Source organism: Shewanella sp. NKUCC06_TVS (assembly GCF_019345515.1).
Classification (GTDB): domain Bacteria; phylum Pseudomonadota; class Gammaproteobacteria; order Enterobacterales; family Shewanellaceae; genus Shewanella; species Shewanella oncorhynchi.
The window spans coordinates 154,386-181,355 of the sequence record NZ_JAHKQX010000005.1 but is presented as its reverse complement, the minus strand read 5'-3'; the positions used below and the strand labels follow the sequence as shown (position 1 = coordinate 181,355).

23 protein-coding genes are annotated in these 26,970 nt (G+C 44.3%); 21 read left to right on the top strand and 2 right to left on the bottom strand.

The window, feature by feature from the left end; genetic code table 11:
• The first annotated feature begins 48 nt into the window (after window positions 1-48).
• The 5 genes from dmeF to KO531_RS07715 all read left to right on the top strand — a co-directional run bounded on the left by dmeF (window position 49) and on the right by KO531_RS07715 (window position 7,169).
• Entirely contained in the window at window positions 49-1,287 is a 1,239-nt protein-coding gene (gene dmeF, locus KO531_RS07735) for a CDF family Co(II)/Ni(II) efflux transporter DmeF (RefSeq protein ID WP_219250819.1), read from the top strand.
• Entirely contained in the window at window positions 1,288-1,752 is a 465-nt protein-coding gene (locus tag KO531_RS07730; RefSeq protein ID WP_212600888.1) for a MarR family transcriptional regulator, read from the top strand.
• A 211-nt stretch (window positions 1,753-1,963) separates the two neighbouring features.
• A complete protein-coding gene (locus KO531_RS07725; protein ID WP_219250818.1) occupies window positions 1,964-4,057 on the top strand; it encodes a prolyl oligopeptidase family serine peptidase in 2,094 nt (697 codons plus the stop codon).
• A gap of 269 nt (window positions 4,058-4,326) precedes the next feature.
• Entirely contained in the window at window positions 4,327-5,952 is a 1,626-nt protein-coding gene (locus KO531_RS07720; protein WP_219250817.1) for a phosphoethanolamine--lipid A transferase, read from the top strand.
• A 188-nt stretch (window positions 5,953-6,140) separates the two neighbouring features.
• Window positions 6,141-7,169 (top strand): GGDEF domain-containing protein, encoded by a 1,029-nt coding sequence (locus tag KO531_RS07715; RefSeq protein ID WP_219250816.1) that lies wholly within the window; start codon window positions 6,141-6,143, stop codon window positions 7,167-7,169.
• A gap of 132 nt (window positions 7,170-7,301) precedes the next feature.
• On the opposite strand, the gene KO531_RS07710 is transcribed toward KO531_RS07715, so the two are convergent.
• The gene (locus KO531_RS07710; protein ID WP_219250815.1) at window positions 7,302-10,007 is read right to left on the bottom strand and encodes an acetate--CoA ligase family protein; all 2,706 of its coding nucleotides are present in this window, start codon (window positions 10,005-10,007) and stop codon (window positions 7,302-7,304) included.
• A 276-nt stretch (window positions 10,008-10,283) separates the two neighbouring features.
• Here KO531_RS07710 and KO531_RS07705 point away from each other — a divergent pair, with 276 nt between their 5' ends.
• Genes KO531_RS07705 through KO531_RS07660 form a run of 10 tightly spaced genes read left to right on the top strand, consistent with a single transcriptional unit; the run spans window position 10,284 to window position 21,039 of the window.
• Window positions 10,284-11,426: a methyl-accepting chemotaxis protein gene (locus tag KO531_RS07705; RefSeq protein WP_219250814.1), complete on the top strand. Its 1,143-nt coding sequence runs from the start codon at window positions 10,284-10,286 to the stop codon at window positions 11,424-11,426.
• Between the two features lie 14 nt (window positions 11,427-11,440).
• Window positions 11,441-11,725: an STAS domain-containing protein gene (locus KO531_RS07700; RefSeq protein ID WP_219250813.1), complete on the top strand. Its 285-nt coding sequence runs from the start codon at window positions 11,441-11,443 to the stop codon at window positions 11,723-11,725.
• Window positions 11,726-11,733: 8 nt separating this feature from the next.
• Window positions 11,734-13,467 (top strand): SpoIIE family protein phosphatase, encoded by a 1,734-nt coding sequence (locus tag KO531_RS07695; protein ID WP_219250812.1) that lies wholly within the window; start codon window positions 11,734-11,736, stop codon window positions 13,465-13,467.
• Window positions 13,468-13,470: 3 nt separating this feature from the next.
• Window positions 13,471-13,836, top strand: a complete 366-nt coding sequence (locus KO531_RS07690) for a response regulator (RefSeq protein WP_028759902.1) — start codon at window positions 13,471-13,473, stop codon at window positions 13,834-13,836.
• A gap of 17 nt (window positions 13,837-13,853) precedes the next feature.
• Window positions 13,854-16,007, top strand: coding sequence for a chemotaxis protein CheA (locus tag KO531_RS07685; RefSeq protein WP_219250811.1), 2,154 nt, complete (start codon window positions 13,854-13,856; stop codon window positions 16,005-16,007).
• A 10-nt stretch (window positions 16,008-16,017) separates the two neighbouring features.
• Window positions 16,018-16,530, top strand: coding sequence for a chemotaxis protein CheW (locus KO531_RS07680; protein ID WP_049821692.1), 513 nt, complete (start codon window positions 16,018-16,020; stop codon window positions 16,528-16,530).
• A gap of 5 nt (window positions 16,531-16,535) precedes the next feature.
• Window positions 16,536-18,533 carry a methyl-accepting chemotaxis protein gene (locus KO531_RS07675; protein WP_219250810.1) on the top strand — a complete coding sequence of 666 codons (1,998 nt, stop codon included), beginning with the start codon at window positions 16,536-16,538 and terminating at the stop codon, window positions 18,531-18,533.
• Window positions 18,534-19,379 carry a CheR family methyltransferase gene (locus KO531_RS07670; RefSeq protein WP_028759906.1) on the top strand — a complete coding sequence of 282 codons (846 nt, stop codon included), beginning with the start codon at window positions 18,534-18,536 and terminating at the stop codon, window positions 19,377-19,379.
• Window positions 19,366-19,986: a chemoreceptor glutamine deamidase CheD gene (gene cheD / locus KO531_RS07665; RefSeq protein WP_105252529.1), complete on the top strand. Its 621-nt coding sequence runs from the start codon at window positions 19,366-19,368 to the stop codon at window positions 19,984-19,986. The genes KO531_RS07670 and cheD overlap by 14 nt, the downstream gene beginning before the upstream one ends.
• A gap of 3 nt (window positions 19,987-19,989) precedes the next feature.
• Window positions 19,990-21,039 (top strand): chemotaxis response regulator protein-glutamate methylesterase, encoded by a 1,050-nt coding sequence (locus KO531_RS07660; RefSeq protein WP_105252528.1) that lies wholly within the window; start codon window positions 19,990-19,992, stop codon window positions 21,037-21,039.
• 108 nt (window positions 21,040-21,147) lie between these two features.
• Here KO531_RS07660 and KO531_RS07655 read toward each other — a convergent pair whose 3' ends face one another.
• On the bottom strand, window positions 21,148-22,782 hold the full coding sequence (locus tag KO531_RS07655; protein ID WP_219250809.1) for a diguanylate cyclase: 1,635 nt from the start codon (window positions 22,780-22,782) through the stop codon (window positions 21,148-21,150).
• Between the two features lie 394 nt (window positions 22,783-23,176).
• Between KO531_RS07655 and KO531_RS07650 the strand changes: the two genes are divergently transcribed.
• The 6 genes from KO531_RS07650 (at window position 23,177) to KO531_RS07630 (ending at window position 26,970) form a co-directional block, all read left to right on the top strand.
• On the top strand, window positions 23,177-23,857 hold the full coding sequence (locus KO531_RS07650; protein WP_219250808.1) for a class I SAM-dependent methyltransferase: 681 nt from the start codon (window positions 23,177-23,179) through the stop codon (window positions 23,855-23,857).
• Entirely contained in the window at window positions 23,847-24,353 is a 507-nt protein-coding gene (locus KO531_RS22385; RefSeq protein ID WP_251068878.1) for a hypothetical protein, read from the top strand. Before KO531_RS07650 ends, KO531_RS22385 begins: the two co-directional genes overlap by 11 nt.
• Window positions 24,354-24,377: 24 nt before the next feature.
• Window positions 24,378-24,908: an HNH endonuclease signature motif containing protein gene (locus tag KO531_RS22380; protein WP_346345241.1), complete on the top strand. Its 531-nt coding sequence runs from the start codon at window positions 24,378-24,380 to the stop codon at window positions 24,906-24,908.
• 281 nt (window positions 24,909-25,189) lie between these two features.
• Window positions 25,190-25,618, top strand: coding sequence for a hypothetical protein (locus KO531_RS07640; RefSeq protein ID WP_219250807.1), 429 nt, complete (start codon window positions 25,190-25,192; stop codon window positions 25,616-25,618).
• A gap of 21 nt (window positions 25,619-25,639) precedes the next feature.
• Window positions 25,640-26,224 carry a hypothetical protein gene (locus tag KO531_RS07635; RefSeq protein ID WP_219250806.1) on the top strand — a complete coding sequence of 195 codons (585 nt, stop codon included), beginning with the start codon at window positions 25,640-25,642 and terminating at the stop codon, window positions 26,222-26,224.
• Between the two features lie 119 nt (window positions 26,225-26,343).
• The gene (locus KO531_RS07630; protein ID WP_219250805.1) at window positions 26,344-26,970 is read left to right on the top strand and encodes a Fic family protein; all 627 of its coding nucleotides are present in this window, start codon (window positions 26,344-26,346) and stop codon (window positions 26,968-26,970) included.

Below are 26,970 nucleotides of genomic sequence, written 5' to 3'. Positions count from 1 at the left end.
CGAGTTTTTCACCATTAATAGCGATAGAAATGGAACAGGGGCCATACAATGAAATCAATGACAGCCGAGCAAGCGACAGGGCATCAAGCTACTACGGGAAGCAGCCAAGGGCACTCACTCGCCCAGTGGCAGCACGCCCATGAGTTTTCGAGTCAGAACCGCGATGGCGAGAAGAACACTCGCTATGTACTGTATTTAACCGTGATCACTATGGTGGCTGAAATTGCTGCCGGAACCATCTACGGTTCTATGGCACTGCTCGCCGACGGTTGGCACATGGGAACCCATGCCGCGGCCTTTATGATCACGCTATTCGCCTATTCGTATGCCCGTAAACACGCTAACGATCCTGCATTTGCTTTTGGTACTGGCAAAGTGAGTGTGCTTGGCGGTTATACCAGCGCAATAGCGCTAGGACTTGTGGCACTGGTGATGTTGATTGAATCGGGAATGCGACTGATTAACCCTGAGCAAATCCATTTTAACGAAGCCATATTTGTGGCTGTTATAGGTTTGAGTGTGAATGTGCTGAGTGTATTTTTACTCAAAGATCACCATACCCACGACCATGGGCACACTCATGGTCATAGTCACGATCATGGACATCAAGATGATCATGAAGACGAGCATGCTCATCACAGCTGCGAAGCACACTCCTCCCATGACGATCACGTCCATACGGCTCATTCACATGGTGCGGGTCCACATACACATGATGACTCACATGCACACGATGACAGCCATCAAGATCATAGCCATCATAAACATGAGCACCATGCTGCTGAGCATGAGCATGAGCATGAGCATGAGCATGAGAGTCAGAAGGCACACGGTGGTCATGATCACAACCTACGCGCCGCCTATTTTCACGTATTAGCCGATGCGTTAACGTCAGTGCTCGCCATTGCGGCCTTGTTGTTTGGTAAATACATGGGACTGACTTGGCTCGATCCGGTTATGGGTATAGTGGGTGCTGTGATTATTAGCCGTTGGTCATGGGGACTCATTCAGCAAACGAGTCCTATCTTACTTGACGGTGGTGTTAAAGCGTCATTGCAGCGTAAGGTCGTGGAAACTCTTGAGGCCGTACCGGATCATCAAGTGGCCGATTTACATCTTTGGCGAGTGAGTGCCGATCACCATGCTATTATGGTGTCTATCGTGTCCCATTCACCGAAAGATGTCAGTTATTTTAATCAGTTACTGTCACAATTTCCTGAATTGGCTCATATCACTATTGAACTCCATACTTGTCGTCAGCGCGAGTGTATGGTTAAGGAAGCCTAAATGACTGTTGAACATCATCATTCATCAAACCTGAATTTAACGACTGCTCATTCAACAGATCATGCATTAAATCATGTGATTATTGAATTTTATGAAAAGCTGTCGTCTTGGGAACACGCCATTGTGCGTGACAAAGGTTTTAGCCTATCGCAGGTGCACACCATTGAGTTACTCGGCGTGCACGGCGCTATGAGGATGAAAGAACTGGCGGATAAAATTGGTGTCACAACAGGTACACTAACGGTTCAAATCGACAAAATGGTTGAAGCTGAGTGGGTTGTACGTCGTCCCCATGAAACCGATCGTCGTTCAATTCTGGTGGAGTTAACCGAAAAGGGCCAAACTTTGTTCCTCGAACATGATGCATTACATCTACAACTCACCACAGATCTCACCGCTAAAATGAGCAGTGAGGAACGAATCGTACTGCTCAATTTGTTGTCTCGTATGAATAACGAGTTTTAATTTACCCTATTTCATTCACTAAAAAGCGTCCCTCGTGGACGCTTTTTTATAGTATGACATCTTTAAAAACGCGATTCATTCTAGATTAATCATCAGCTATTACAGTACCTTACCTTTTGTTACATTCTTGTTGGATTAATAGTTGAACTGGATATTAATTAAGGTAATGTAAGGGCAGATCTCAAGATGGACTTTGTTTAAAAGGAATAGAATGAATAATAAATTACTGCCTTGGTGCATTGCAGGAGTGCTCGGTATGAGCGGTCAACTTCACGCAGAAGAAGATAAATACATTTGGTTAGAAGATGTTGAAGGCGCAAAGCCGATGGAATGGGTGAAAACCCAAAATGCTGCATCTGCCGCCGAAATTAAAGCGTTTAAAGGTTTTGATACCTTAGTGGCGAACAGTCTCGCCATCCTGAACGATAAAGAACGCATTCCCTACGCGACCCACATTGGCGACAAGTTATACAACTTTTGGAAGGATGACACCCATGTGCGCGGTATTTACCGCCGCACTACCATGGAAGAATATGCTAAACCCGATCCCAAATGGGAAACCGTGCTTGATATCGATGCCTTAGGTAAAGCCGAAGCCGTCAATTGGGTATTTAAGGATATTAGCTGTCAATATCCCGAAAATGAGCGCTGTTTTGTCTCACTTTCCCGCGGTGGTGCCGATGCGGTGGAAGTGCGAGAATTTAATTTAAATACTAAATCCTTTGTTGCCACCAAAGATAAGCCATTCTTTTTGAAAGAAGCCAAATCAAGTCTGAGCTGGATAGATAAAGACCACGCCTTTGTCGGTACTGATTTTGGTGATGGTCAAAGCATGACTGACTCAGGTTATCCACGGGAGGTGAAACTCTGGCAACGTGGTACAGCACTCGAGCAAGCGAAACCGATTTTCACTGGTGACAAAACCTCAGTCGCAGTATCAGGCTGGGTTTTATTCGATGATAAAACGCCGCTGAGTTTAGTCACCGAGGCACATACTTTTTATACCGCCAGCCAATATGTCTATCAAGATGGCAAACTCATAGGGTTGCCATTACCTCAAGATGCTGAGATTAAAGGTTATTTTAAAGGTAAGTTATTTATTGAGTTAAAGAGCGATTTAACCAATAAAGACGGTAACTTTAAGCAAGGCGCGGTCGTGTATGCCGATGTGGCGGATCTTATCGCCCAAAAAGCCAAATTCAGTTTATTTGTGAGCCCGACTCAGACCGCATCGATAGCGCAGCTTAGTTTTAGTAAGAGTGCGATTTTCGTGAATTGGCTCGATAACGTGAAAAGCAAATTAGTGCGGTATGAGCAAGACGAAAATGGCGCTTGGCAAAGCACCCAAGTCCCATTCGAAGCGAATGGCGCCCTGACGGTAATGGACGTTGAGCAAGACAGTGATGATTTTTTCGTGAATTACACCAGTTTTCTTGAGCCTTCAAGCCTCTATACGGTTAATGCAGAAACCTTAAATCCGAAGAAAATTAAAGGTATGCCGCAACAGTTTGCTGCGGATAAGTTTAAAACTGAGCAATACTTTGCGACGTCAAAAGATGGAACTAAAGTACCGTACTTTGTGGTGATGGCTAAGGATCTTAAGTTAGATGGCACTAATCCTACGCTACTTTATGGCTATGGTGGGTTTGAAGTCTCACTGCGTCCATCCTATTCGGCCACCATTGGTAAGAACTGGTTAGAGCAGGGCGGCGTCTATGTGTTATCTAACATTCGTGGCGGTGGCGAATATGGCCCAGCTTGGCATCAAGCGGCGTTAAAGCAAAATCGACATAAAGCCTATGAGGATTTCGAGGCAATAGCGGAAGATTTGATTGCCCGTAAAATTACATCAAGTAAACATTTAGGCATCCAAGGTGGCAGTAACGGTGGCCTGTTAATGGGAGCGGCATTTACCCGCAGACCGGATCTGTACAACGCTGTCGTATGCCAAGTGCCTCTGCTTGATATGTTTAGATTCAATAAGTTACTCGCTGGCGCCAGCTGGATGGGTGAATACGGTAATCCGGATATTCCTGAGGAATGGGCTTACATTAAAACTTACTCTCCGTACCATAATCTGCATAAAGACGTGCATTATCCAAAGGTCTTTTTCACCACATCGACCCGTGATGATAGGGTTCACCCAGGTCACGCCCGTAAGATGGTTGCTAAGATGAAAGACATGGGAATTGATGTCTTGTACTACGAAAATATTGAAGGTGGCCACGCCGGCGCTGCAGATAATAATCAAGCCGCGGAACTTAATTCAATGGCGTTTGCCTACTTATTACAGCAATTAAGATAATTACCGCTGGGTTAGCATGAATTGTTAACTCTTCACTGGTAAAACCGAGCAAGACCCTAATAGGTTGGGGAGCAGAAAACGGTCGAACTTATTGAGGTTCGGCCGTTTTTTTAAGTTTATTATTTAATGTTAACAATACCCACAGATAATTTGAGCCATTGCCAAGAGCTTGCTACTATTGCGAAAAAATTTCACTGTCAAAGGGCTAAGACTACCTTAAGAATACTAAGTTATTCTCGACAAACAACTAATTTGAGTGAGAGCTATCAGTGTTAGCAAGATTTAAGACTCTATCGGTGAATCGATTCACTTTTATCACAGCGTTATTTTACGTCTGTATTTTCAATCTCCCATTGTTTGGCATCATTAAGAAAGGCATTGAAAAACAACCTGATGTCGATCCTATCTTCATCGCTACTGTGCCGTTGTTTTTAACATTTGCACTCAGTTTTGTATTTTCCTTATTTACGGTAAAGTATCTCGTTAAACCGTTTTTCATCTTACTCACCTTGTTATCATCGAGTGTGTTCTTCGCTGCCTACCAATACAATGTCGTCTTCGATTACGGCATGATAGAAAACACTTTTCAAACCAATCATGCCGAAGCGTTCATGTATGTGAATTTTGCTTCGATAATGAATATGTTACTGACGGGGATTTTACCCGCGTACCTTATCTATAAAGCGGATATTCAGTACAAACCTTTCCTAAAAGAACTACTGCATAAAGTGCTTTTTATGCTAGCGATGTTGGCAGGACTGGGCATTATTGCTTTCTTCTATTTTCAAGATTACGCGGCCTTTGGCCGTAACAACGACGAGCTAAAACGTTATATCGTGCCGACGTATTTTATCGGTGCTGTGTCTAAGTACATCAATGTGCAGTACTTGCAAACGCCAATGGAATATCAGCAACTTGGCCTCGATGCAAAAAATGTCAGTGCCAACTCAAATGGTAAACCGAATTTATTAGTCCTAGTCGTGGGGGAAACCGCGCGTTCAATGAGTTATCAGTATTATGGCTACGACAAGCCAACCAACGCCCACACTCAAGACCAAGGATTAATAGTCTTTAAAGATACCCATTCATGTGGCACTGCAACGGCAGTATCTTTGCCTTGCATGTTTTCTCGCATGGGACGGGAAGATTACGATTCACGCCGTGCTTATGCTCAAGACACCGCCGTTGATGTGTTGGATCATGGTGGTATTAAAGTACAGTGGTTTGACAATGATTCTGGCTGTAAAGGGGTGTGTGACCAAGTTGAAAACATAACCATTGATTTGAACAGTGATCCTAAGTTGTGCACTGGCCAATATTGTTTCGACCAAGTGTTACTGAACAAATTAGATGAAGCCTTAGCCAACGCAGAACGCAAAGATACCGTGATTGTATTGCATGTCATTGGTAGTCATGGCCCAACTTATTTTTTACGTTATCCAGCAGAACACCGTAAGTTCACACCGGATTGTCAGCGCAGTGATATACAAAACTGCAGTGAAGATGAGCTGATGAATACCTATGACAATAGTATTTTGTACACTGACTATATTATTAGCGAAGTGGTTAAAAAGTTAGAAAACCAACAAGATAAATTTGATCCAGCCATGTTGTATTTGAGCGATCACGGCGAGTCTTTAGGCGAAAAAGGCATGTATTTACATGGTGCGCCTTACAGTATCGCACCGATTGAGCAGACGAGCATTCCTATGCTTGCTTGGGTATCAAAAGATTTTAGCCAAGATAATCAATTGGATATGGACTGTTTGGCTGAGCATGCGGCGAAAGGTGGTTTCTCCCATGACAATTTATTCGATAGTCTATTGGGACTAATGAATATCAAAACTGAGGTATATCAGCCTGAATTAGATATCTTTGCTCGCTGCCGCGGTTAGTTGTGGACTTAATTGTCGCGAGGTTTAGCTCGTTCTAGTTGGTTCGATACCGTGATGAGGAAGAGGATGGCAACATCCTCTTTTCTTTTGCTCCCTGTCATAATAATTGATTTCTCCCATATCCAAATTGAATCAGTTGGGTTAACTTAATATATACAAAAACATAACAAATCTATGGTTCGCGATTTATGTCTTCTACTGCAGAAAATAAAGAACTTGATTCTGCCGCGCAAATTTTGCGTTTGGCCGTACCGCAAATGTCTGCCCTCGATATTCCTGTTACTCCTGAAAATTACACTGTTTGGTATGAATATTTTGCAGGCACAAATCTCGATTTAAATCGCGCGATTGATGGTTTTTTGGCGAATTATGTCTCTTTTACCAAGGAAGTTAATACCAGTCTTTATAAAACCTTTATCCAAGAACAGTCACCAGAAGTGATTGAAAATGTTCAGATTGAAACACAAATCTTGATCAATAGCCTGTTGAATAAAATCAGTCAGTTGAGTCAAGGAACCGCGGCATTTTCTGGCTCATTAGCCGAGTTTGGTTTGCGATTACAAACTAATCCCGATATCAATACCTTAAACGAGCTGGTTGATGGTGTGGTCGATGAGATGCAGATGCTACTTATCAACAACCGTGAGATGGAGCAAAGTCTGTGTACCATGGGTCAAGAAGTGCAAAATCTTAAATCTGAAATGGAAAATCTTAGCCTCGCGGCTATGACAGACCAATTAACGTCTCTGCATAATCGCCGCGCCTATGAGTTAAGTATTCAGGATCAAATCTACCGTTCACAAGATCACCAGACCCGCTGTAGTCTCTTACTGATTGATATCGATAATTTTAAAGCTTTTAACGACACCTATGGTCATTTAACGGGTGATAAAGTATTGGCCTATGTCGCATTAGCCTTAAAGCAATGTGTGCGTGGGGATGACTTTGTTGCGCGTTATGGCGGCGAAGAATTTGTGGTGGTGCTACCTAACACCCATTTTCACGACGCATTGCAAGTGGCTGAAAATCTGCGTGAACGTATTTCTGAGCGGCGCTTAACGGTAGGGAAAGACAAAAAGCTTTCCCTTGGCGCGATTACTGTCTCGATTGGGATGGCCTCATTGCAACAGGGGGATGATGCTGAAACGCTGTTTAGTCGCGCCGATAAAGCACTGTACCAAGCTAAGTCCGAAGGCCGTAACTGTGTTAGAGGCTGAGAATGTGGGTACGAGTGTCGATGTTTCAAGGCGTTAAGTATTAGCTCGGTCGCTATTTCGTTAAATAATCATTTACTTAGGATAACAAAACGCCGCAATGATTTGCGGCGTTTTTGTTCGTCTGGGTAGGTGCTATTGATCACTGGGCGGTTTTAAATCCATGTGCATTTTGATCAAATGCTCCTCCATATCGAAGGTCACTTTAAAACCGAGACTCTTGGCAAGACTGGCCATATTGCGATTCTCAAACATGGTAAAGCCGGTGAGCACGGGCGTGTCGTTGGCCTGATAATATTTGATTAATTTTTCGAGTAACAACTTGCCTAACCCTATACCTTGATGATCGCCACGCACCGCCATGGCAAACTCGGCCTCGGTATTATCAGGGTCAATAGATGCACGCACGGCACCTAAGGTGATGTCATCACCATCTGGCCCCTTAGCCGTGGCGATAAAGGCCATCTCACGGGCGTAATCGATTTGAGTTAATACCGCCATTTCTTCATGGGTCATTTTCGACCGCACCCCAAAATAACGTTTGTATCTGTCTTCATCGGATAGCGAATTATCGAAGGCCAAATGTTTAGGCTCATCTTCGGGCAAAATCGGCCTTAGCATTACCTTAAGGCCATTTTTAAGCTCAGCGAATTCTTCTAATTCCTTCGGATAGGGCATGATGGCCATCCGCGATGAACTGTCGGCATTGGCATTATGCAAACGGATATTCACATCGAGCAGAGTGATATTTTCACCCGCGGCCAGTACTGGGTTTAAATCTAACGAGGCGATTTCAGGGCAATCGATAATAATATGGGATATTTGCGTTAACATCACGCACAGGGCATTCATGTCTAGACCCAGTGGTAAATGTCTGTCCTTTAACTTATGGGTCTTTAACGCTTGGATCACCATATAACGCGCCAGTGCCATATTCAGGGGTGGCAGGGCAACGGCAGCATCATTGGTGGGGTCCCATTCTGAGCCTCCTTCGCCAAGGCAAATCGCCGGACCAAAGACGGGGTCGCTTATCATGGCCACGCGGATTTCCTGTGCGCCAGCGGTCAACGCCATTTTCTGCACTATCATGCCTTCAATAATGGCTTCGGGATTGGCTTGATGCACCCTCTGGGTAATCGCATTCGCGGCGTGGCGGATATCTTCAGCCGAGGTTAAATTGAGCATCACTCCGTGCACATCGGACTTATGCAAGATGTTAGGGGATTGCACTTTTAACGCTAAGGGATAGCCCGCTTCATTCGCAATGGCCACCGCTTCATCGGCATCTTTCACAAACCAAGTGTCTATAGTGTTAAGCCCATAAGCACGCAAAATAGGGCTGGCCTCATGGGTTTCCAGTACCGATTTTCCTTTAGCTTGAGCCGCTTGCAGTAATTTGCGCGCCGTGAGGCTATCTGTCGGAATATTGTCGGGGATCGATTGCGGCACTTCTTGCAGCAGTTTTTGGTTACGACGGTATTCAACCATGTGCATAAAGGCACCCACAGCACCTTCGGGTGTACGGTAGGTTGATATACCGCCCTTAGTGAAGCGTTTTCGTGCCTGATAAGCCGAGTCTTCACCGCTCCAGTTCGTCAAAATATTGAGGCGATTCTTTTTGGGATGCGCGTGGATCACACTCACCAAAGCATCAGCTATCTCAACACTTTCACCGAGTGCTGAAGGGGAGTGCAAGACCAAAATAGCGTCAAGTTCATTGGAGTCCATCAAGATAGTCAAAGCTTTAGCATATCGTGATGCGTTCGCATCACCAATGATATCGATGGGGTTTTGCCTTGACCAAGTATTAGGTAACACGGCTTCTAATTTGGCTATGGTGTCTTCTGATAACTCCGCCAGTTTACCGCCGCGCATAATGAGTTCATCCACAGCTAACACCGCGGGGCCGCCACCATTACTGATAATCCCTAAGCGCTCACCTTGCAGCGGATTGGAATGCGCTAAACTTTCAACCGCGGCAAATAGTTCAATTAAATCGTTAACCCGCAACATACCTGCACGGCGAAACGCCGCTTCATACACTGCATCGTTACCGCCAACACCGCCCGTATGCAATTTTGCGGCGCGGGCACCTTCGGCGCTACGGCCCGATTTAATCACTAGAATTGGTTTATTGCGTGAAGCGGCTCGAGCGGCCGAGAGGAAATGGCGCTTCTCATTCACTGAGTCGATATAAAGCATGATGGCGCTGGTGCGGCTATCGCGGCCAAGGTAATCGAGCAGTTCGTCAAAGTTAATGTCGGTGGCATCACCGAGGGAGATAAAGGAGGAAAAGCCAATACCTTTGTTATTGGCCCAATCGAGTACCGTTGTACAAATAGCAGCCGATTGAGACACAAAGGCTATTTTGCCCGGTAGGGCGCTGGCGTGGGCTAAGCTGGCGTTTAATCCCAATGGGGGTAATAGCATTCCTAAGCTATTTGGCCCCAGAATGCGCATCCCGTAACGCTTAGCATTTTGCATGGCAAGGTCGAGCAGGCTCACGCCATCTTCGTTAAATTCCTGCGCCATCCCTGCTGCCATAATAATGGCCACCTTACAGCCAAATTGCGCAAGGGTTTCAACGATGGCGGGCACACGGCAAGCGCGGGTACAAATAACCGCTAAATCGGGTTTGATGGGTAAGGCTTCAATATTGGGATAGGCGAGCACACCCATCACTGCCCGATACTTAGGGGTGACTGGCATGATAGGCCCAGAAAAACCACTCGATAGTAGGTTTTTCATCAGCACATTACCCGCGCGTTTTTCGGTATTCGAAGCGCCGATAATGGCAACGGAAGTCGGTTTAAATAAGGAGTTTAATGTACGTTGACTCATAAGCGATCCCATCCCAATCCATGACGCTTCCAGTGTAACCTAGGGTATGAGGACTGCACAGTTAAGTTTCGGGTTCCATTAAGACAAGTTTATTAGCAAATCATGAATTTACGGCAATTTACTGAGAATTAGCGCTCAATGCTGAGGATTTCTATCGCGATAACTGCATTTTCCGCATTGCGACACGTAACAATGTGAATAATTTCACTTTCGTGTTTGAAAATCACCCAATATGAAACTACTTTTTAATCACTGTACAATTATTGTGAAGTCCATATGACATACAAGGATGGGGTCGTTGCGGTGCTCGCGGCAGGCGTTGGATATTCGCTGAGTTTGATGACATTGTGGGCTATCGGTCCGGTTATTTCTGTATTGATGATGTTGCTGTGGCAATTTTATCAGCATAAGCAAATGCAGTCAGTTCAACAGCATGATGATAAGTCCTTCAACAACCAACTTGCCGCGGACTGGCAAGCCCATGTCAGTCTGTATCAAGAGTCAATCACGACGCTTAACGGCTGCGAGGCTAACATTGACAGTGTGCTAGCGGTGCAAGGTGACGCAGTCAATTTGCTCGGTGAGTCATTCGATGGTTTAGGGCGGTTAATGACGGAGCAGACAGGATTTATTTCAGATCTCGTTAAGAGTACTGATGATGCTGAGTTATTCCATTCAGATCAAATGAAGCAATTTGCCAACAATACCTCAATGACGTTAGAGCGCTTTATTCAATCCACCATAGAAATGTCGGCATCAACTATGGAATTGTTGGAAAAAGTGAATCTCATCTACGAGTCTATGCCTCAAGCAATGAAAGCCTTGCAAGACATAGATCAAATCTCGTCCCAGACTAATTTGCTCGCTTTAAATGCGGCAATTGAAGCGGCGCGGGCGGGTGATGCGGGTAGAGGCTTTGCCGTTGTGGCAGATGAAGTGCGCGCTTTATCCACTCGTAGCGCAGGTTTTAGTGAAAGCATACAAAAACAGCTTAAATTAATTCAAATTCAGATTGAGCAATTAACCGTACACGTGAGTAAAGTCGCCGCTCAAGATATGACTTATATTATTGATGCAAAAAAGGATATAGATACTGCACTAAGGCAGATTATCGTTAAAGCAGAGAAGGATTCTCAAGTGATTGAACGTATCGATTCATCGGCACATGAACTAGAACAAGCCATCTCGGATACTATTCGGGGATTGCAGTTCAGTGATATTACTTCCCAAAGCCTGATTTACACAAATCAGTCCCTAAACCATTTAAAAGAATCGCTCAATCGCGTCACCACTATGTCACAACAGGAGTTTGGCATTAAGGGGGATGACATCACAATACAAATGAGTCGCCGACGTCAGGAGACTCATAATCCCGTTTCAAGGGATCAAATTACCTGTGGTGAAATTGAACTCTTTTAATTAGGGATAACACAATGTCAAATATTAAAGTTATTTCATTGCCAGAGCGCTTTGACTTTTATTACCACAAGAAATTCACCAGTGATTATCAAGATATTTTAACGCATCCAGAGGTTAACCATATTATTTTAGATTTTAGTCGAGTGCTTTACCTCGATAGTTCTGCTTTAGGCATGATGGTATTGCTGCATCGTAAGGCGCAGGAGTTACATATTTCTACGTCTGTAAAAGGTGCACATGGTCAGGCGAATGAAATTCTTAGTATTGCCAATATGCAGAAAATCTACATCATAGAGTAACACTCATTATGGTATCGCTTACTCAGCCGGAAAATTTTATTTTAGTTATCGATGATGACGCTATTGTGAGTCAAAGGATCAGTGACTTTATTCATAGCAAAGGTTACAACGTCATTGTCTGTAGTGATCTAGAAGAAGGTTTATTTGAAATAACGCAAAATACGGTTGATTTAATTCTGATTAACTATTGGTTAAAGGATGGTACCGCACTGGCGTTACTGGAAAAGTTGAATAAGGATAAAAAAGAAACACCTGTTATCGTCATGAGCGAGACAAAAGAAAATCAATCCGTGTTAGCCTGTTTTAGAATGGGGGTTTTGGATTTTGTTGTTAAACCGATAAATGTTGAAATATTTTGGTACAAGGTTGAATGTTTACTTACCCGGGTGCAACTTCAGCATAAAGTAGAGCATCAAAGAATTGAACTTGAAAAAATGCTTTATGAAAAGGCCCGAGAAGAACACATGGCCCGGCATTTATTTGAGCACTTGGTCAATATTGATAATACTGACTTTGATTTTGTACATACTTATTGCCAAGCCAGTGCCAATTTTAGCGGTGATATTATCCTCAATGGCATAGCGCCTAATGGCAATTTCTTCTTAATTCTTGCCGATTCAACGGGTCATGGCCTGAGTGCAGCCATGCCCATCATGCGTGTTGCCAGTACATTTAGGGCCATGGTTTCAAAGGGATTTTCTTTAGTTACGTTTATTTATGAACTGAATGCTAAGCTCCACCGAGAAAACCCTGAAGACAGATTTGTTGCATGTATTATTTTAGAAGCCGATTTTAATCGTAATAAATTACACATTTGGAATGGTGGTATGCCACCCGTGTATATTCAAACGGGGGGAATTGACTGTTTAACAAACCACAATATTAAAGAAACTGACCTTTCTCGTTCAGTCAGTAATCAATCCATCGATAAATTTAAATCGACAAATATGGCCCTTGGTATTTTACCTCCGCATACTTTTATAGCAGATATTGTTACGGTTGATTTACCATCCCATGGGCATGCTTGCCTTTTTAGTGATGGTTTAATTGAGCAATATACCCATGACGGCAATCCATTTGGCATTGATAAATTAAAAGATCTATTTATTCATTTGTCAGGTGGTCTAGTTAAATATTTAGAGAGCAATATGCATGAGTACTGTTCTGCTGAAAATATTGCCGATGACATCACTATTTGTACCTTAGATTTTGAACGATTAAACACTTGGCATCAAGATCGTGATGTTAGTCGTATTAAAGCCATTATGGATGGTGAGTTCTGCTGGGATGTCAGTATTACAGGGCCTATGCTACTCAGCGCTGATTATTTAAGTTCATTGAATCAGTTTCTCAGCATATTGGGATTTGCGACTAATTTCTGTCAACGGGTTTTTACTGTTGTCGCCGAGTTATTTAGCAACGCCATTGATCATGGTGTACTAAAATTAGATTCTCGACTAAAAAATGATCCAGAAGGCTTCGAACTGTACCATAGTATTAGGGACAGTTTTGCAGATAGGCTCACGGAAAATGATTGGGTAAAAGTGAGCATCATCTGGCGTTCATCGCAGGATGAATTACATATTAGCGTGGCTGACAGTGGCAAAGGCTTTGAGGGTGATGAAAATTTGATGGCGGACATTCCTCAGTTGTCTGGGCGCGGTCTCTTACTGGTGAAAACATTATCTAAGACCTACGAATTAGTACCGCCAGGGAATATAACTAAAGTCATAATGGAATAGCGCATGAGTAAAAGAATATTAATTGTTGATGATTCCGCAGCGATTCGACAAATGGTCGAAGCGACCCTTAAATCGGCTAATTATCAAGTGGTACTGGCCAAAGATGGTCGAGAAGCACTCGATATCTGTAATGGGCAGAGATTTGACTTCATTCTGACAGACCAAAACATGCCTCGAATGGATGGGCTGACCTTAATTAAATCCTTACGTGCTATGTCGGCATTTATGCGTACGCCGATCATTATGCTCACCACGGAAGCGGGCGATGACATGAAAGCCCAAGGGAAAGCCGCGGGTGCGACGGGATGGATGGTAAAACCCTTTGATCCTCAAAAGTTGTTGGCTATTACGGCTAAAGTGCTGGGTTAACTGCAACGGGGTGCGCTATGTCCATCAATATGGCCGAGTTCCATCAGGTCTTTTTTGAAGAAAGTCATGAACATCTTGAAAATATGGAACAATTGCTATTGGCATTGGACCTTGCTTCTCCCGATCCTGAAGAACTGAACACCATTTTCCGTGCTGCACATTCTATAAAAGGCGGCAGTGGTATTTTTGGTTTTACCGCATTAACCAGTGTCACCCATGTGATGGAAAACCTGCTGGATAAAACGCGTAAGGGTAACTTCCAATTAACGTCATCTATTATCGATTTACTGCTGAGTACTGTGGACACGTTATCCCATATCTTGAGCTTGTACCGCGAAGAAGAGCAGATTGATTGGCAGGAGGTCGAATACAGTAAAAGTCAGTTGGTTGCGGCGTTAAATGGTGAGCCTTTTAGTTCATCAGTTGCGATACGTAATGGTACAGACGCCGCTAGCACTCCCATCATAAATGCAACACCCACCGAACCAGTGGAGGCAGAAGATCTGGGTTTTGGATTTTTTGAAGATGAAATAGCACGTGATATTGCCATCGAAGGTGAAGACTTTGGATTTTTTGATGAGGCTTATCAAGCGGAAGACATCAGCGCTGACAGTGTGGCAAATAATAAAGAGTGTAATGCTGATCTGTGTGATGTGACAATTGACGATGATGAGTTAGGCTTTGGTTTCTTTGAAGCATTAACGCCAGAATCCTTCGCCAATGAAATCGAGTTATTAAGTTCGAAACCGCTAGTGCAGAAGGTTTATAAGCCAGCGACCACTCGAGCACATCAAGCCAAGGAAACTGGAAGTAGCCAATCCAAAAACATCTTATTTAAAGCCAAAGCGACTGAGCCCGCCGCACCTGATTCAACCGTGCCCACGAGTCCTTCTGTGAAAGCAAGCTCGCCTGCAATACTGAGTTCAAACGCAACATCAAACTCATCCGTTGCCCCAAAGCCCAATACCACAGAGGTGAAAACAGCGACAAAAAAACCAGCCGTGTCGGCTCAGGATGCCACCTTAAGGGTCGAAACCTCCAAAATAGATACCCTGGTTAATCTCGCGGGCGAGCTGGTGATCACTCAGTCCATGCTAACGCTTATCGGCAATGAAATGACGGGCGATTTAGGCGAGCGACTCAAGACCGCACTCAATGAATTGGAACGTAATACCCGTGAGATGCAAGAGGCAGTGATGTCGGTGCGTATGCTGCCGGTATCTTTTGTGTTTAACCGTTTTAACCGTTTGGTGAGGGATCTTTCTGAGCAACTGGGTAAAAACGTCAATCTCGTGATTGAAGGTGGCAACACAGAAATAGACAAGGGCATGATTGAAAAGCTCGTCGATCCGCTGACTCACTTAGTGCGCAATAGTTTAGATCACGGTATCGAAAAACCTGAAAAACGGCTCGCAGCGGGTAAATCCGAAGTAGGTGTGTTATCCCTTAAAGCCAGTCAAAGAGGCGGCAATATCGTTATCGCTGTGCACGATAACGGCGCAGGCTTAAATCGTGAACGCATTATTCAAAAGGCGCGGGAAAATGGTTTGCAAGTGGCTGATAACAGTAGCGACAAGCAAGTCTGGCAATTGATTTTTGCCGCAGGATTTTCAACTGCGGAGGAAGTCACAGATGTGTCTGGCCGTGGTGTTGGTATGGATGTGGTGCGCCGTAATATTGAAGCCTTAGGCGGACGCATTGATATTGAGTCCACTGAGGGCCAAGGCTCAACCTTTGAAATCCAGTTGCCACTCACGCTCGCCATTGTCGATGGTATGACGGTTTCTGTGGGAAATCAGATCTACATTTTGCCCTTAGTGCACATCATAGAATCTATTCAGCCGCAAACGGAACAACTTAAATTTCTCGCCAAAGAAAGACTCTTAAAAGTACGTGAAGAGTACTTACCTCTGCTCAATCTTTATCAGCTGATGGAAATTGAGCCCAATGCCCGCTGCCCAGAAGAGGGCATAGTCGTATTGCTCGAAAGCAACCACAAGCGCTTTGGCCTGTGCGTTGATGCCTTAGTTGGCCAGCAGCAAGTGGTGATTAAAAGTCTTGAAAAACATTATCGCAGGATCCCCGGAGTTTCCGGCGCCACCATCATGGGCGATGGTAGCGTCGCGTTGATCCTCGATGTCGAATCGCTCGCTCTGCACATTAAAAATTAAGGAAATAGCCATGGAGAGTCGATCAACTATGACCGCCAAAGTGGAATACAACGCCCATGATGAGGTGGAGTTTTTAAGCTTTATGTTAGGCGAAGAGCACTACGCCCTTGACATTATGTCCGTCAAAGAAATTCGCGGTTATGAGTCGGTCACTAAAATCGCCAACGCCCCCAGTTTTATAAAAGGCGTGATTAATTTGCGCGGTGACATAGTGCCCATAGTGGATTTGCGGATGAAATTTGCTGTTGGAACCGCCACTTATAACGAGTTCACTATCGTTATTATGCTCAACGTGTTTGAACGTATAGTCGGCATAGTGGTCGATGCCGTCTCCGATGTAATTAAGCTGTCGGCGGAGGAAATCTTACCCGCCCCAGAATTTGGGGTGGCGTTCGATAGCCGCTACCTCAAAGGCTTAGCCACGGTCGAGGATAAGATGATCATTTTAGTAAATATTCAGGCTCTGATCAGCAGTGATGAGCTGGGTCTAATTGATGCAAATAGTCTGACTGATCAGGAGTAACAATAATGAGTATTTTCAATTTTTTTGGCAATGATGAGGCGCGTGAGCAAAGGGATGAAGAGCGTCAGCGCTATTTTCAGCTACTTGATAACAGTGGCAACAGCTTTATGATCGCTGACAGTCAGCGCAATATTATTTATGCGAATAAAGCCGTTGTCCGTTTGCTGCAAGAGGCAGAGGACGATATTCGTAAAGAGTTACCTCAGTTCTCGGTTGCCAAACTGATCGGCAGTAATATCGACATTTTCCATAAAAATCCTGCACATCAGCGCAATTTATTAGAACGTCTAACTCAATCCCATACCGCGCAAATCACCATAGGCAAACGTACTTTTAGGTTGATTTTGACGCCGATTATCACGGCTGAAAATAAGCATTTAGGCACAGGTGTTGAGTGGATAGACCGCACCGAAAGTATCGAAGCCGAGCGAGCAACTCAGCGCATCCTCGAAGCGCTCAATAATACCAGTACCAACGTCATGATAGCCGATGCTAACCGTACGATCATTTATATGAATCGCTCGGTCGAAACTATGTTGCGCCATTCTGAAAGTGAGATCAGACAAGCCTTACCGCATTTTTCCGTAGATAAAATCCTCGGCAGCTCGATGGATATCTTCCACCGCAATCCTGCTCACCAAGCAAGTTTACTCGATAAATTAGACCGTAAATATGAATCGCTTATTAAGGTCGCGAGTTGCCATTTTCGCTTAACCGCCAGCCCCATAGTGTCTAAAGAAGGTGAGCGCTTAGGGACTGTGGTTGAATGGCTCGACCGCACCATTGAAGTCCAAACCGAGCAGGAAATTTCCCGCATAGTCACAGCCGCAGCGGCGGGTGATTTCTCCCAAAGGGCGGAAACAGATGGCAAGCAAGGTTTCTTTTTAATGCTGGCGAACAATTTAAACTCGTTAATTGAAACCTCGGAACGTGGATTGCAAGATGTGGCTCGGGTGCTGATGGCGCTAGCGGATGGCGATTTGACCACTCGCATTTATAACGACTATGAAGGCACCTTTGATGATTTGAAAAATTACTCAAATCAAACTGCTGAAAAGTTATCCTTCATGATCCAAGATATTCAACGAGCCGCGGATACCATCAATACCGCTTCGGCAGAAATAGCTCAAGGTAACGCTGATTTATCCAGCCGCACCGAAGAGCAAGCTTCGAGCCTAGAAGAAACTTCCGCCAGCATGGAGGAACTCACAGGTACAGTGAAACTCAATGCGGATAACGCCAGTCAAGCCAATGCCTTAGCCTCTAAAGCGGCTGAAGTCGCAGTGGACGGTGGTGAGCTTATTCAGCAAGTTGTACAGACCATGGCATCGATTAATGAATCGGCGCGTAAGATTGCCGACATTATTGGTGTTATCGATGGCATTGCTTTCCAGACCAATATCTTAGCGCTCAATGCTGCGGTTGAAGCGGCGCGGGCGGGCGAACAAGGCCGCGGTTTTGCTGTGGTCGCGTCAGAAGTGCGTAGCTTAGCCCAACGTTCGGCCAATGCCGCTAAAGATATCAAGGCATTGATCTCGGATTCCGTGTCTAAAATCGAGAGTGGCAACAGCCTTGTCGGTAAGTCCGGCGATACCATGAAGGAAATCGTCATCGCCATTAAACGGGTGAACGACATCATGGCGGAAATTGCCTCAGCCTCTAATGAGCAGGCCATCGGTATCGATGAGATCAGCAAAGCCGTAGTGCAAATGGATGAAATGACGCAACAAAATGCGGCATTGGTTGAAGAAGCGGCCGCCGCAGCGGAAAGCATGCAATCCCAAGCGCAGCAACTCTCAGACAGTGTCGCCAGTTTTCGCGTGGACGACGAAGATGAAGCCCCAAGACGCAGCAACGCGAGATTAGCGGCACCCAAAGCGAAGGCGATGAAACCCATCAAACAGCAGCTTCAACCTATGGCAAAATCAAGGGTGACAGAGAAACCTAAAACCAATGCGATGAAGCCCATGAAGCAAGATCAAGATGAATGGGAAGAATTTTAATTGAGTGAAAACAAACCATTGGAACGAGAGTTTGCCTATACCTCGGTGCACTTTAATACCGCGAGGACGACGCTGTACCGCTTAGCGGGGATCAAACTCGCCGATAGCAAGGATGCTATGGTGTATAGCCGTTTAGTGCGGCGGATCAGAACATTGAAATTAGCCGGATTTTCGGCTTATTTTGAGTATCTGCTAAGCCATGAAAACGAACACCAAGAATTTATCAATGCGTTAACCACGAATCAAACGGCATTTTTCAGGGAACCGCATCACTTTGAGGTGTTAAAACAGTATTTAATCGATAACCCTGATACCCGCAGGATCTGGTGTGCTGCCAGTAGCACAGGGGAAGAACCTTACTCGATTGCGATTGTCGTCGCTGAACATTTCAACAGTTTTAAAACGCCTATCGAGATCATTGCTTCCGATATCGACAGCGGCGTGCTTAAAAAGGCTGAAATGGGCATTTATCCCTTAGACAGGATCGATACAGTCAGCGATATCCGTAAGAAACGGTTTTTTCACCGCGGACGCGGTTCACAGTTGGGCAATGTGCGCGTGGTGCCCGAATTAAAGCAGATGCTCAAGTTTACCCGCATCAATTTACTCGATTCATTTTGGCCGCTAAAAACGCCAATCGATGTGATTTTTTGCCGTAATGTAATGATTTATTTCGATAAAGAAACGCAGGAAGTCATATTAAAACACATGATGAACTCCCTTAGCGAGGATGGGCTTTATATTGCGGGACATTCGGAAAATTTTAATATGTTCCCGCAAATCATCACTGCCGTTGGTCAAACAACCTATCGGCCAGTGAAGGGGCTCATGAGTGCTAAAACCTAATATCGAATATGCTATTGCAGAGCCGAATCGCTATCACGATCATCATTTTGGTTGCGATGCGGTAAAAATATTACCCGGCGAGTATTTTGCGACCCGTGAAGATACCATGATAGTGACAGTATTAGGTTCCTGCGTCTCAGTGTGCTTGTATGATCCTAAGCTCAAAATTGGCGGAATGAATCACTTTTTATTGCCAAGTGACAATAGCAATTGTACTGGGGTGCTCGCCGATTCTGCCCGTTACGGCGTGTATGCCATGGAGTTGTTAATCAACGACTTGCTCAAGCTTGGCGCACAGCGCAATTCACTCGAAGCTAAGGTGTTTGGGGGCGGCAATATGTTACGCAGCTTTACTGTGCATAACATTGGTGAGCGTAATGCTGAGTTTGTGATTGAATATCTCAATCTTGAAAATATCCCTATCGTTGCTGCCGATTTACTCGATGTATATCCGCGCAAAGTGTATTTTTTCCCCCATTCGGGAAAAGTGAAAGTCCGCAAAATTAAATCCATGCATAACAGTACAATTCTTGACAGGGAAAGTGAGTACCGTTTACGGGTTCGTAATTTACCTTCGGGCGGCGACGTTGAACTATTTGGTGATTAAGTTATGACGATCAAAGTGTTAGTTGTTGACGATTCTGCGCTGATGCGCAGCTTGCTCGGTAAAATGATTGAGGCTGACTCTGAACTGTCTCTGGTTGGGCTCGCTGCCGATGCCTACGAGGCCAAGGATCTGGTGAATCAATTTCGCCCCGATGTGATTACCTTAGACATTGAAATGCCCAAAGTAGATGGTTTAACGTTTTTAGACCGCTTGATGAAAGCCAGACCCACTGCAGTAGTGATGATTTCATCGCTAACCGAGCAGGGCGCGGATGCGACCTTTAATGCCTTGGCCTTAGGTGCGGTGGATTTTATCCCTAAACCGAAATTAGACTCGCCCCAAGGTATCCATGATTATCAGGATTTGATTTTAGATAAGATCAAATCTGCCGCGAAAGCCAAAATCATCAAGCCGCAGAAATTTGTTGAGCCAGTACGCCCAGTTTCAAGTAAGCGGCCAGTATTGGCCAATACAACCCTGACACAGCATTTAGTCGCGATAGGCGCATCTACTGGCGGTACTGAAGCCATTCTTTATGTATTACAACATTTACCCGCGGCTATGCCGCCGATAGTGATCACCCAACATATGCCCGCGGGGTTTACCCGCACTTTTGCTGAACGTTTAAACCGACAGTCACGGATCACTGTCAAAGAAGCCGAGCATGGGGAACGACTCTTACCCAGTTATGCCTATGTTGCACCAGGGGATCATCACCTTGAGATCATCAAAGTGGGTGGCAGTTATAAAGTCAAATTAACCCAAGATGAAAAGGTCAGTGGCCACAGACCTTCGGTCGATGTGATGTTTACGGCCTTGGCCCAATGTGCCGCGCCCAATATCAGCGCGATGATTTTAACCGGTATGGGCAAAGATGGCGCCGAAGGCATGGTGGCGCTACACCAAAAAGGAGTCACTACATTTGCCCAAGATGAACAAAGTTGTGTGGTATTTGGCATGCCACGAGAAGCAATAAAGTGCCGTGCAGTAGATTATGTGGTGGAGTTATCGCAGATGCCGAGCAAGCTCATTAACCATTTAAGCTCACTGTGACCGCCCACGCGGAGTGGGATTCAAAAGTGACGAATAGAGCGTGAGTCTCGCAGGAAGAGCATTACGCCGAACTGATTTGTGCGCTGCAGTGGCGCATTCTGTTTAGGGTTAGTCAGTCGTAGAAACCACGAGTTGATTTCTGCCTAAACGCTTAGCTTCGTAAAGGTTTTTATCTGCCAGTAACAGGCAATCTTGAAATTCCTCACATTGATCCGAAAAGGCTAAACCGCCGCTGAGCGTCACCTTAAATTCGACGCCATCTTCAACAAATACGATATGGCTAAAGCTTTCACGGATCGCATTCAACTTGGCAATCGCCAGTGGTTTTTGCATATCTGGCAGCACTAACATAAATTCTTCACCACCGTAGCGGCCGGTAAAGTCAGTTTGACGTAAGGATTGTTGTAGCAGATGGGCAAATGCCAACAACACCTTATCACCACCGGAATGACCATAAGTATCGTTGACCTTTTTGAAGTGATCTAAATCGAACATGGCAATACAAACTTGAGAGTTAATCCGTTTCGCTACGTTAAAACAGCGTCTCGCAGCCACCAGAATTTGGGTATGATTTAGCAGCCCAGTTAAGCTGTCGCGACTAGCCGAACTTCGAATGTCATGACCCCGTTGAGCACGGGAAATCACCTGCGCGACGAATAAACTCGGCGCGGTTTGCTTTGAAATTAAGTCATCTGATCCCGCTTGTATGATGCTGACTTTATTCTGCATCGTATCATCAGAGCTCAACACGAGAATTGGGCTCGAGGTGTATTTGTCCAATTGACGGATCATCTTTGCCAGCTCAAGCCCGTTCACTTCGGGCATGTACAAATCGAAGATAAACAAATCAGGCTCAAATTGCTCAAGGGCAGGCAAGACTTGCTCGGCACTCGATAACCCTTTTACCATCAAACCATGGCTGCGTAACAGGCTTGAAAAGTAATCCACCATAGATTGTTGATCATCCACCAGTAACACCTTCAAGGGCTGTTTCTCTGACATTTTGAGGGATTGATGGATTTTGCGCACCAATAAAGTGGTCTCAGCGGGTTTGACAAAATATTCGCTGACATTGGCACGAATGGCCAATAGCCGCATGTCAAAATCTCCCCGCGAGGATAAAACAAAAACTCGGGTATTATTCTTCTCAAACTCAGTGGCGGCTTCGAACAAGTCCTCTTCAGTCCAATCGGGTAGAATTAAATCTAATAAAATCAGATCAAAGGGCGTTTTATTTTGCACTACCAGAAAGCTCGTGAAATTCAAAAAATGCTGCACACTAAAACCGAACTCTCGCAGCTGCTTTGTGATCATCGCGCCGACATTACCATCGTCTTCTATGATGGCAATATGGTGCTCATGCCGCGCCTTTGACGGTTTATAGGGGCTTTGCTGCATTTGCGCCTCCACTACTGGCGGCGACGGTTGGCCGCGCATATTGTTTTGTAACAACTGGTGGAAGAGGGTATCTAAGCCTTTGATAGTAGGCAGTTCGGGGGCTGGCGCATTGAGCAGTCCTTTAAGCAGCAACTCCAGTTTATCGACTATGTGTTTGGTATCTGACAACCCAAAGGTCTCGCTCGACCCTTTTAAGTTATGCACCTCTCGGTACACGGCAGACAGCATGTGTGCGTCCCAATTTTTACGCAATGAAATCCACAAGGTAATGATTTGTTTCTTTTTATCCGGCAGTGCATGTAAAAACTGTCGTTTAAGTTGCTCTAACGAATCTTCAAAACTCATAGGCAATAGATATCCTAAATAATTGAGCCCTAGGTCTTAATCTCTATGTAGACGCTACGCCAAGACGTTAAAACCCGTTCACTCCAACACTGAAATGGAAACTGCTCTGGAGAAGCATGTAACAGATTCAATCAATTGCACTTATATTTACACTCACTCATAGAGTGTAAACCACTGCGAAAAAAACGACGTGAAAATGCTGAGATTGCATAGGCATTGATAAGAATATTGGGGCGAATAGCCGAAATCAGCACAGTGATCGCGAACAGTATAATGCTAAATATTTTATGCAAAACAGCATGATAATGATGATGACATGTATTTTTTATCAAATACGACTGTGATAAGTTAGCGTCTGTAAAAACAATCACTTGTTGCAAAAGGATCGTTGTCAGTGAGCACAGTGTTTTATAATGACCACGCCGAAATACTCGCGGCACAGTATTTGTCTAAAACCTTTGAAGAAGTGCATTCGAGTTGGTTGCATCATCTTTTGCCTCTACTTACTAAAAATACATTGTCGATATTGGATGTGGGAGCAGGTTCTGGCCGGGATGTGCATTATTTAGCCGAAAAAACACAGGGCAAAGAAACACAAATTATTGCAGTCGAACCTGCGGTTGTTTTAGCGAAAATGGGGCAGGTGTTAACTCGGGAGCTACCCGTGCGTTGGATTGAGGATGGTTTACCTCAGTTGCAAAAAGTGGTTGGCCTAGCGCAACAGTTTGATCTGATTTTACTCAGCGCTGTGTGGATGCATTTATCTCCCTCAGAGCGCCCACTTGCACTAGCAACACTTTCGCGCTTACTCAATTCGACTGGACTTTTAATCATCAGTTTGCGCCATGGCCCAAGCCCCGATGCGCGCGTTATGCACCCAGTCAGTGTCGATGAGCTGCTCACACTGGCTGCAGATTGTCAGCTACAACTTTTAGATTTGAGCCAAGATGAAACCGATAAACTCGGTCGCTCACAAGTGCATTGGCAGACGCTAGTTTTCACACCCAAACTGATGCCAAACGTAAATGCACCTGAAGCAAGCGTTATTATTCAGGAGCGACTGAATGCCGATTGATGCGAGAAGACAAGTTGAATTTATTAGCTATTTACAACGTCTATTAGTTGAAGGGGATTTCGTTGCAACTTACAAATTTGCCTTACTGCATGCGATCGCCGATATCTGTATCGAACGGCCATTAATACTCAATGCCGATCCTGCGCTGAAAACCGCGATTAGTATTGATGATTTGGTAGAGAAGTTTATTGAACTTTACTGGCAACACTCTTTGCCTTTTGGTGCCAATGATGGGTATTTTGTCCTGATCCAAAATAGTGGAAAGCAATCAGCCTTGATCAACCGTTTGATTGAACTACGCCATCAAGGTGTTAACAGTCTATCCCAGTTAAAAGCGCATCTTAGTTATCCAGCTTTATTGCGTAAAACGCGCGGTACGTTTAAAGATGGCCCCTTATGGCGCTTACAAAACTTGTCACGTAATGAAGAATGTTTTCTTTATCCCCATGATAAAACGAAAAATCACATCGAGTTGAATCCGGGTATCGCATTTTGATTCAGGCGATTTCACGATTTACTTGTGTCATTGGCTCGTACTCAATGGGTACAAAAAATCGCCGAGTTTCCAGCAAATCAGGTCATTATAGGCAGTAAAGGCAATTTAAGTGAGTTTCTGTTTGGTAGCGACAGACAGACGATCACCTATGCTAGACCTGTACTGCTTGATATCCAAAAAGGCCAATGCTTCTATTGCCAAAAATCATTAAAAGAAACAGGCGAAGTGGATCATGTTATCCCTTGGGCACGATATCCTAATGATTTAGGCCATAATTTTGTCCTCGCTCATAGCAGTTGTAATAATCAAAAACGCGATCATCTTGCCGCTCAGCACCATAAAGATAACTGGTATGAGCAAAATATTATCCAGCATGGCCAAACGTTACACTCTGAACTCAGTCGATATTTCGTCTGTGAGAGTGATCGCTCTGAAGCCATTACGACTTGGGCTTATCAGCTTGCAGGACAAAATCGCTCGCCTCTCTGGCTCGATAAAAAGACCTTTGTGCCTTTTAATGCATTAGACAATGACCTGTCAAATACAGCAATTTAGAGCATGCTCACAGTTTTATGGCACTTATTTTTAGCACTCGCCAAGGTAAGCAACTGTGCTGCAATTGAATGAGCAACGCTGCCAAGCTAAAGTAATCGATGAACTATTTACACGTTATCCTGATGGTATCAAACAACTGGATCATGATCGGAAAACGTGGCGTTGATTCAGTTTAAAAATCTTAATTATCTATTTTTAAAGGAAAGGTATGACAGAGTTACTAAAATGGATTTTTTCAATTTCACTTTTATTGATAATACATGTCTAGTTTTGGAGGTTCGATGATGAAATCGATTTTCTTACTGCCCATATCTGTGCTTGTGCTGATAGGTTGTACAACGCCTAAATCGCCGAGCGAAGTCTATGACGAGTACAATGCTAAGGTACAGCAGGGGATGAGTTATCAAGAGGACAAGGCTTACTATACCCAACGTAAGCAAGCGGATGTTGAGTCTAAGTTCCCACAGTATATGCAGCAGATGAAGCAGTCCCGCGATGAAGTGATCGCATCTTATCTTTCATTTTCAAAAGCCGCTGCCAAGTGCAAAGCACTCACCTTAGTGTCGCAGGTGATAGAAGGGGATACGGCCGTTCTTGAATATGCACAAAAAGATCTCTGTGGTAATGCATCGGAGGCGAATGAAAAACAAAGAATTAGCATGATAAATGAAGGTGGTTGGAAAATTGATGAGCTCCAAATTAGTCTCTAAATCATTTGGAATGTCGTATCTATGACAGGATTTTATGAGTTTTTTAGCCTGCCAAACGGAGTTGAAGTTACTTGCCCCCATTGTGCTGGCTGCGCCACTTTTACCTTTGCCCATGTTTTTCGTTTAGAGAAAAAAGATGTGCATTTATTTGAGGGTAGGCAGTTTGAGATCAAGCTGTTTAATCAAAGATTTGCCCATAAATGGCCTGGAGTACTGTTTTTCCCTCCGCTATTGGATGCTTCTTGGCGGGAAAAATTGCCAGAAAAATACCAAGGTACTTCGACTTGGGAACATAGGGCAAACAGTGCTTTTACAGATGGTACAGATCTTGGTCTTATTTGTTGTTATCAGTGTATGGCAAAACAGAAACATCGACTTGAATGGCCCAATGACGCATTTTATTCCCTTGAGTTTAAAGGTCATTCACTTTGGGCATTTAATAAACAGATGATGCTTCAGATCCGTGATTATATTCAGGCCAAAGATCGCGATGCGGTATTCGAGTCTGAGCCGATAGTCATTCGACATTTGCCGACAATTTTTAAACTGGCTAAAAATCGTGAGATATTGGTTAAAAAAATTAATAAGCTAATTTATAGCCCATAGTTTCTACATACCTATTTCAAAGACTTGTGTGGTCAATCTCATCGAGTAGTTGTGTTAAGTTGTCTGTGACTCGGATATTTGCTTTTCTATTAGTTATTACAGTTAGCGGGTCTATTATCATGTCGAAATATCATATTGGCACTACCGAGGATGAATTCGAACCCGGTTCCGGCGGCCATATACTTCGTAACAAACTCGCGATAACCGATGAAGAGGATATGGCAGAGGTAGAGACTCAGTTGTTACTAAAGCTTTATGAGTACGTGTTTCAATCTGGTGTTATTGAAAGCGAGCATCTATCGGTTGGTATGCTCTTTGAGTGGCATCGAAAATGGCTCGGTAATGTTTATTACTGGGCTGGTGAGCGGCGTACAGTCAATATGGGAAAAGGTGGTTTCGAATTTACGGCAGCGGCTCAAATACTTAAGTCTCTCACTCAGTTTGAAAAGGAATATTTAAGCAAGTTCAATGGTTTAAATTCGTTTTCTAGAGACGAAGTTGTGAGTTACTTGGCTGAAAGTCATGTGGAATTTATCCTAATTCACCCATTTAGAGAGGGAAATGGACGTTTGTCACGTTTGATACTCGATGTGATGGCAGTAAAGGCGGGTTATCTCCCACTTGATTATGGGATTTGGGAACAAAATAGAGATTTTTATTTTAAGTCAATTCAAGCAGGGTTGGGTGGGGATTATCAACATATGGCTCGTTTGGTAAACGATGTGCTCAGCGCTAAAAACGAATGA

What these genes read in the sequence shown, in the direction of transcription:
- KO531_RS07700 (WP_219250813.1), top strand. Translation starts at nt 11,441, where the DNA reads ATGTCAAATATTAAAGTTATTTCATTGCCAGAGCGCTTTGACTTTTAT.
- KO531_RS22385 (WP_251068878.1), top strand. Translation starts at nt 23,847, where the DNA reads ATGCCGATTGATGCGAGAAGACAAGTTGAATTTATTAGCTATTTACAA.
- KO531_RS07725 (WP_219250818.1), top strand. Translation starts at nt 1,964, where the DNA reads ATGAATAATAAATTACTGCCTTGGTGCATTGCAGGAGTGCTCGGTATG.
- KO531_RS07680 (WP_049821692.1), top strand. Translation starts at nt 16,018, where the DNA reads ATGGAGAGTCGATCAACTATGACCGCCAAAGTGGAATACAACGCCCAT.
- KO531_RS07630 (WP_219250805.1), top strand. Translation starts at nt 26,344, where the DNA reads ATGTCGAAATATCATATTGGCACTACCGAGGATGAATTCGAACCCGGT.
- KO531_RS07695 (WP_219250812.1), top strand. Translation starts at nt 11,734, where the DNA reads ATGGTATCGCTTACTCAGCCGGAAAATTTTATTTTAGTTATCGATGAT.
- KO531_RS07660 (WP_105252528.1), top strand. Translation starts at nt 19,990, where the DNA reads ATGACGATCAAAGTGTTAGTTGTTGACGATTCTGCGCTGATGCGCAGC.
- KO531_RS07730 (WP_212600888.1), top strand. Translation starts at nt 1,288, where the DNA reads ATGACTGTTGAACATCATCATTCATCAAACCTGAATTTAACGACTGCT.
- KO531_RS07690 (WP_028759902.1), top strand. Translation starts at nt 13,471, where the DNA reads ATGAGTAAAAGAATATTAATTGTTGATGATTCCGCAGCGATTCGACAA.
- dmeF (WP_219250819.1), top strand. Translation starts at nt 49, where the DNA reads ATGAAATCAATGACAGCCGAGCAAGCGACAGGGCATCAAGCTACTACG.
- KO531_RS07655 (WP_219250809.1), bottom strand. Translation starts at nt 22,782, where the DNA reads ATGAGTTTTGAAGATTCGTTAGAGCAACTTAAACGACAGTTTTTACAT.
- KO531_RS07640 (WP_219250807.1), top strand. Translation starts at nt 25,190, where the DNA reads ATGATGAAATCGATTTTCTTACTGCCCATATCTGTGCTTGTGCTGATA.
- KO531_RS07705 (WP_219250814.1), top strand. Translation starts at nt 10,284, where the DNA reads ATGACATACAAGGATGGGGTCGTTGCGGTGCTCGCGGCAGGCGTTGGA.
- KO531_RS07685 (WP_219250811.1), top strand. Translation starts at nt 13,854, where the DNA reads ATGTCCATCAATATGGCCGAGTTCCATCAGGTCTTTTTTGAAGAAAGT.
- KO531_RS07710 (WP_219250815.1), bottom strand. Translation starts at nt 10,007, where the DNA reads ATGAGTCAACGTACATTAAACTCCTTATTTAAACCGACTTCCGTTGCC.
- KO531_RS07675 (WP_219250810.1), top strand. Translation starts at nt 16,536, where the DNA reads ATGAGTATTTTCAATTTTTTTGGCAATGATGAGGCGCGTGAGCAAAGG.
- KO531_RS07635 (WP_219250806.1), top strand. Translation starts at nt 25,640, where the DNA reads ATGACAGGATTTTATGAGTTTTTTAGCCTGCCAAACGGAGTTGAAGTT.
- KO531_RS07715 (WP_219250816.1), top strand. Translation starts at nt 6,141, where the DNA reads ATGTCTTCTACTGCAGAAAATAAAGAACTTGATTCTGCCGCGCAAATT.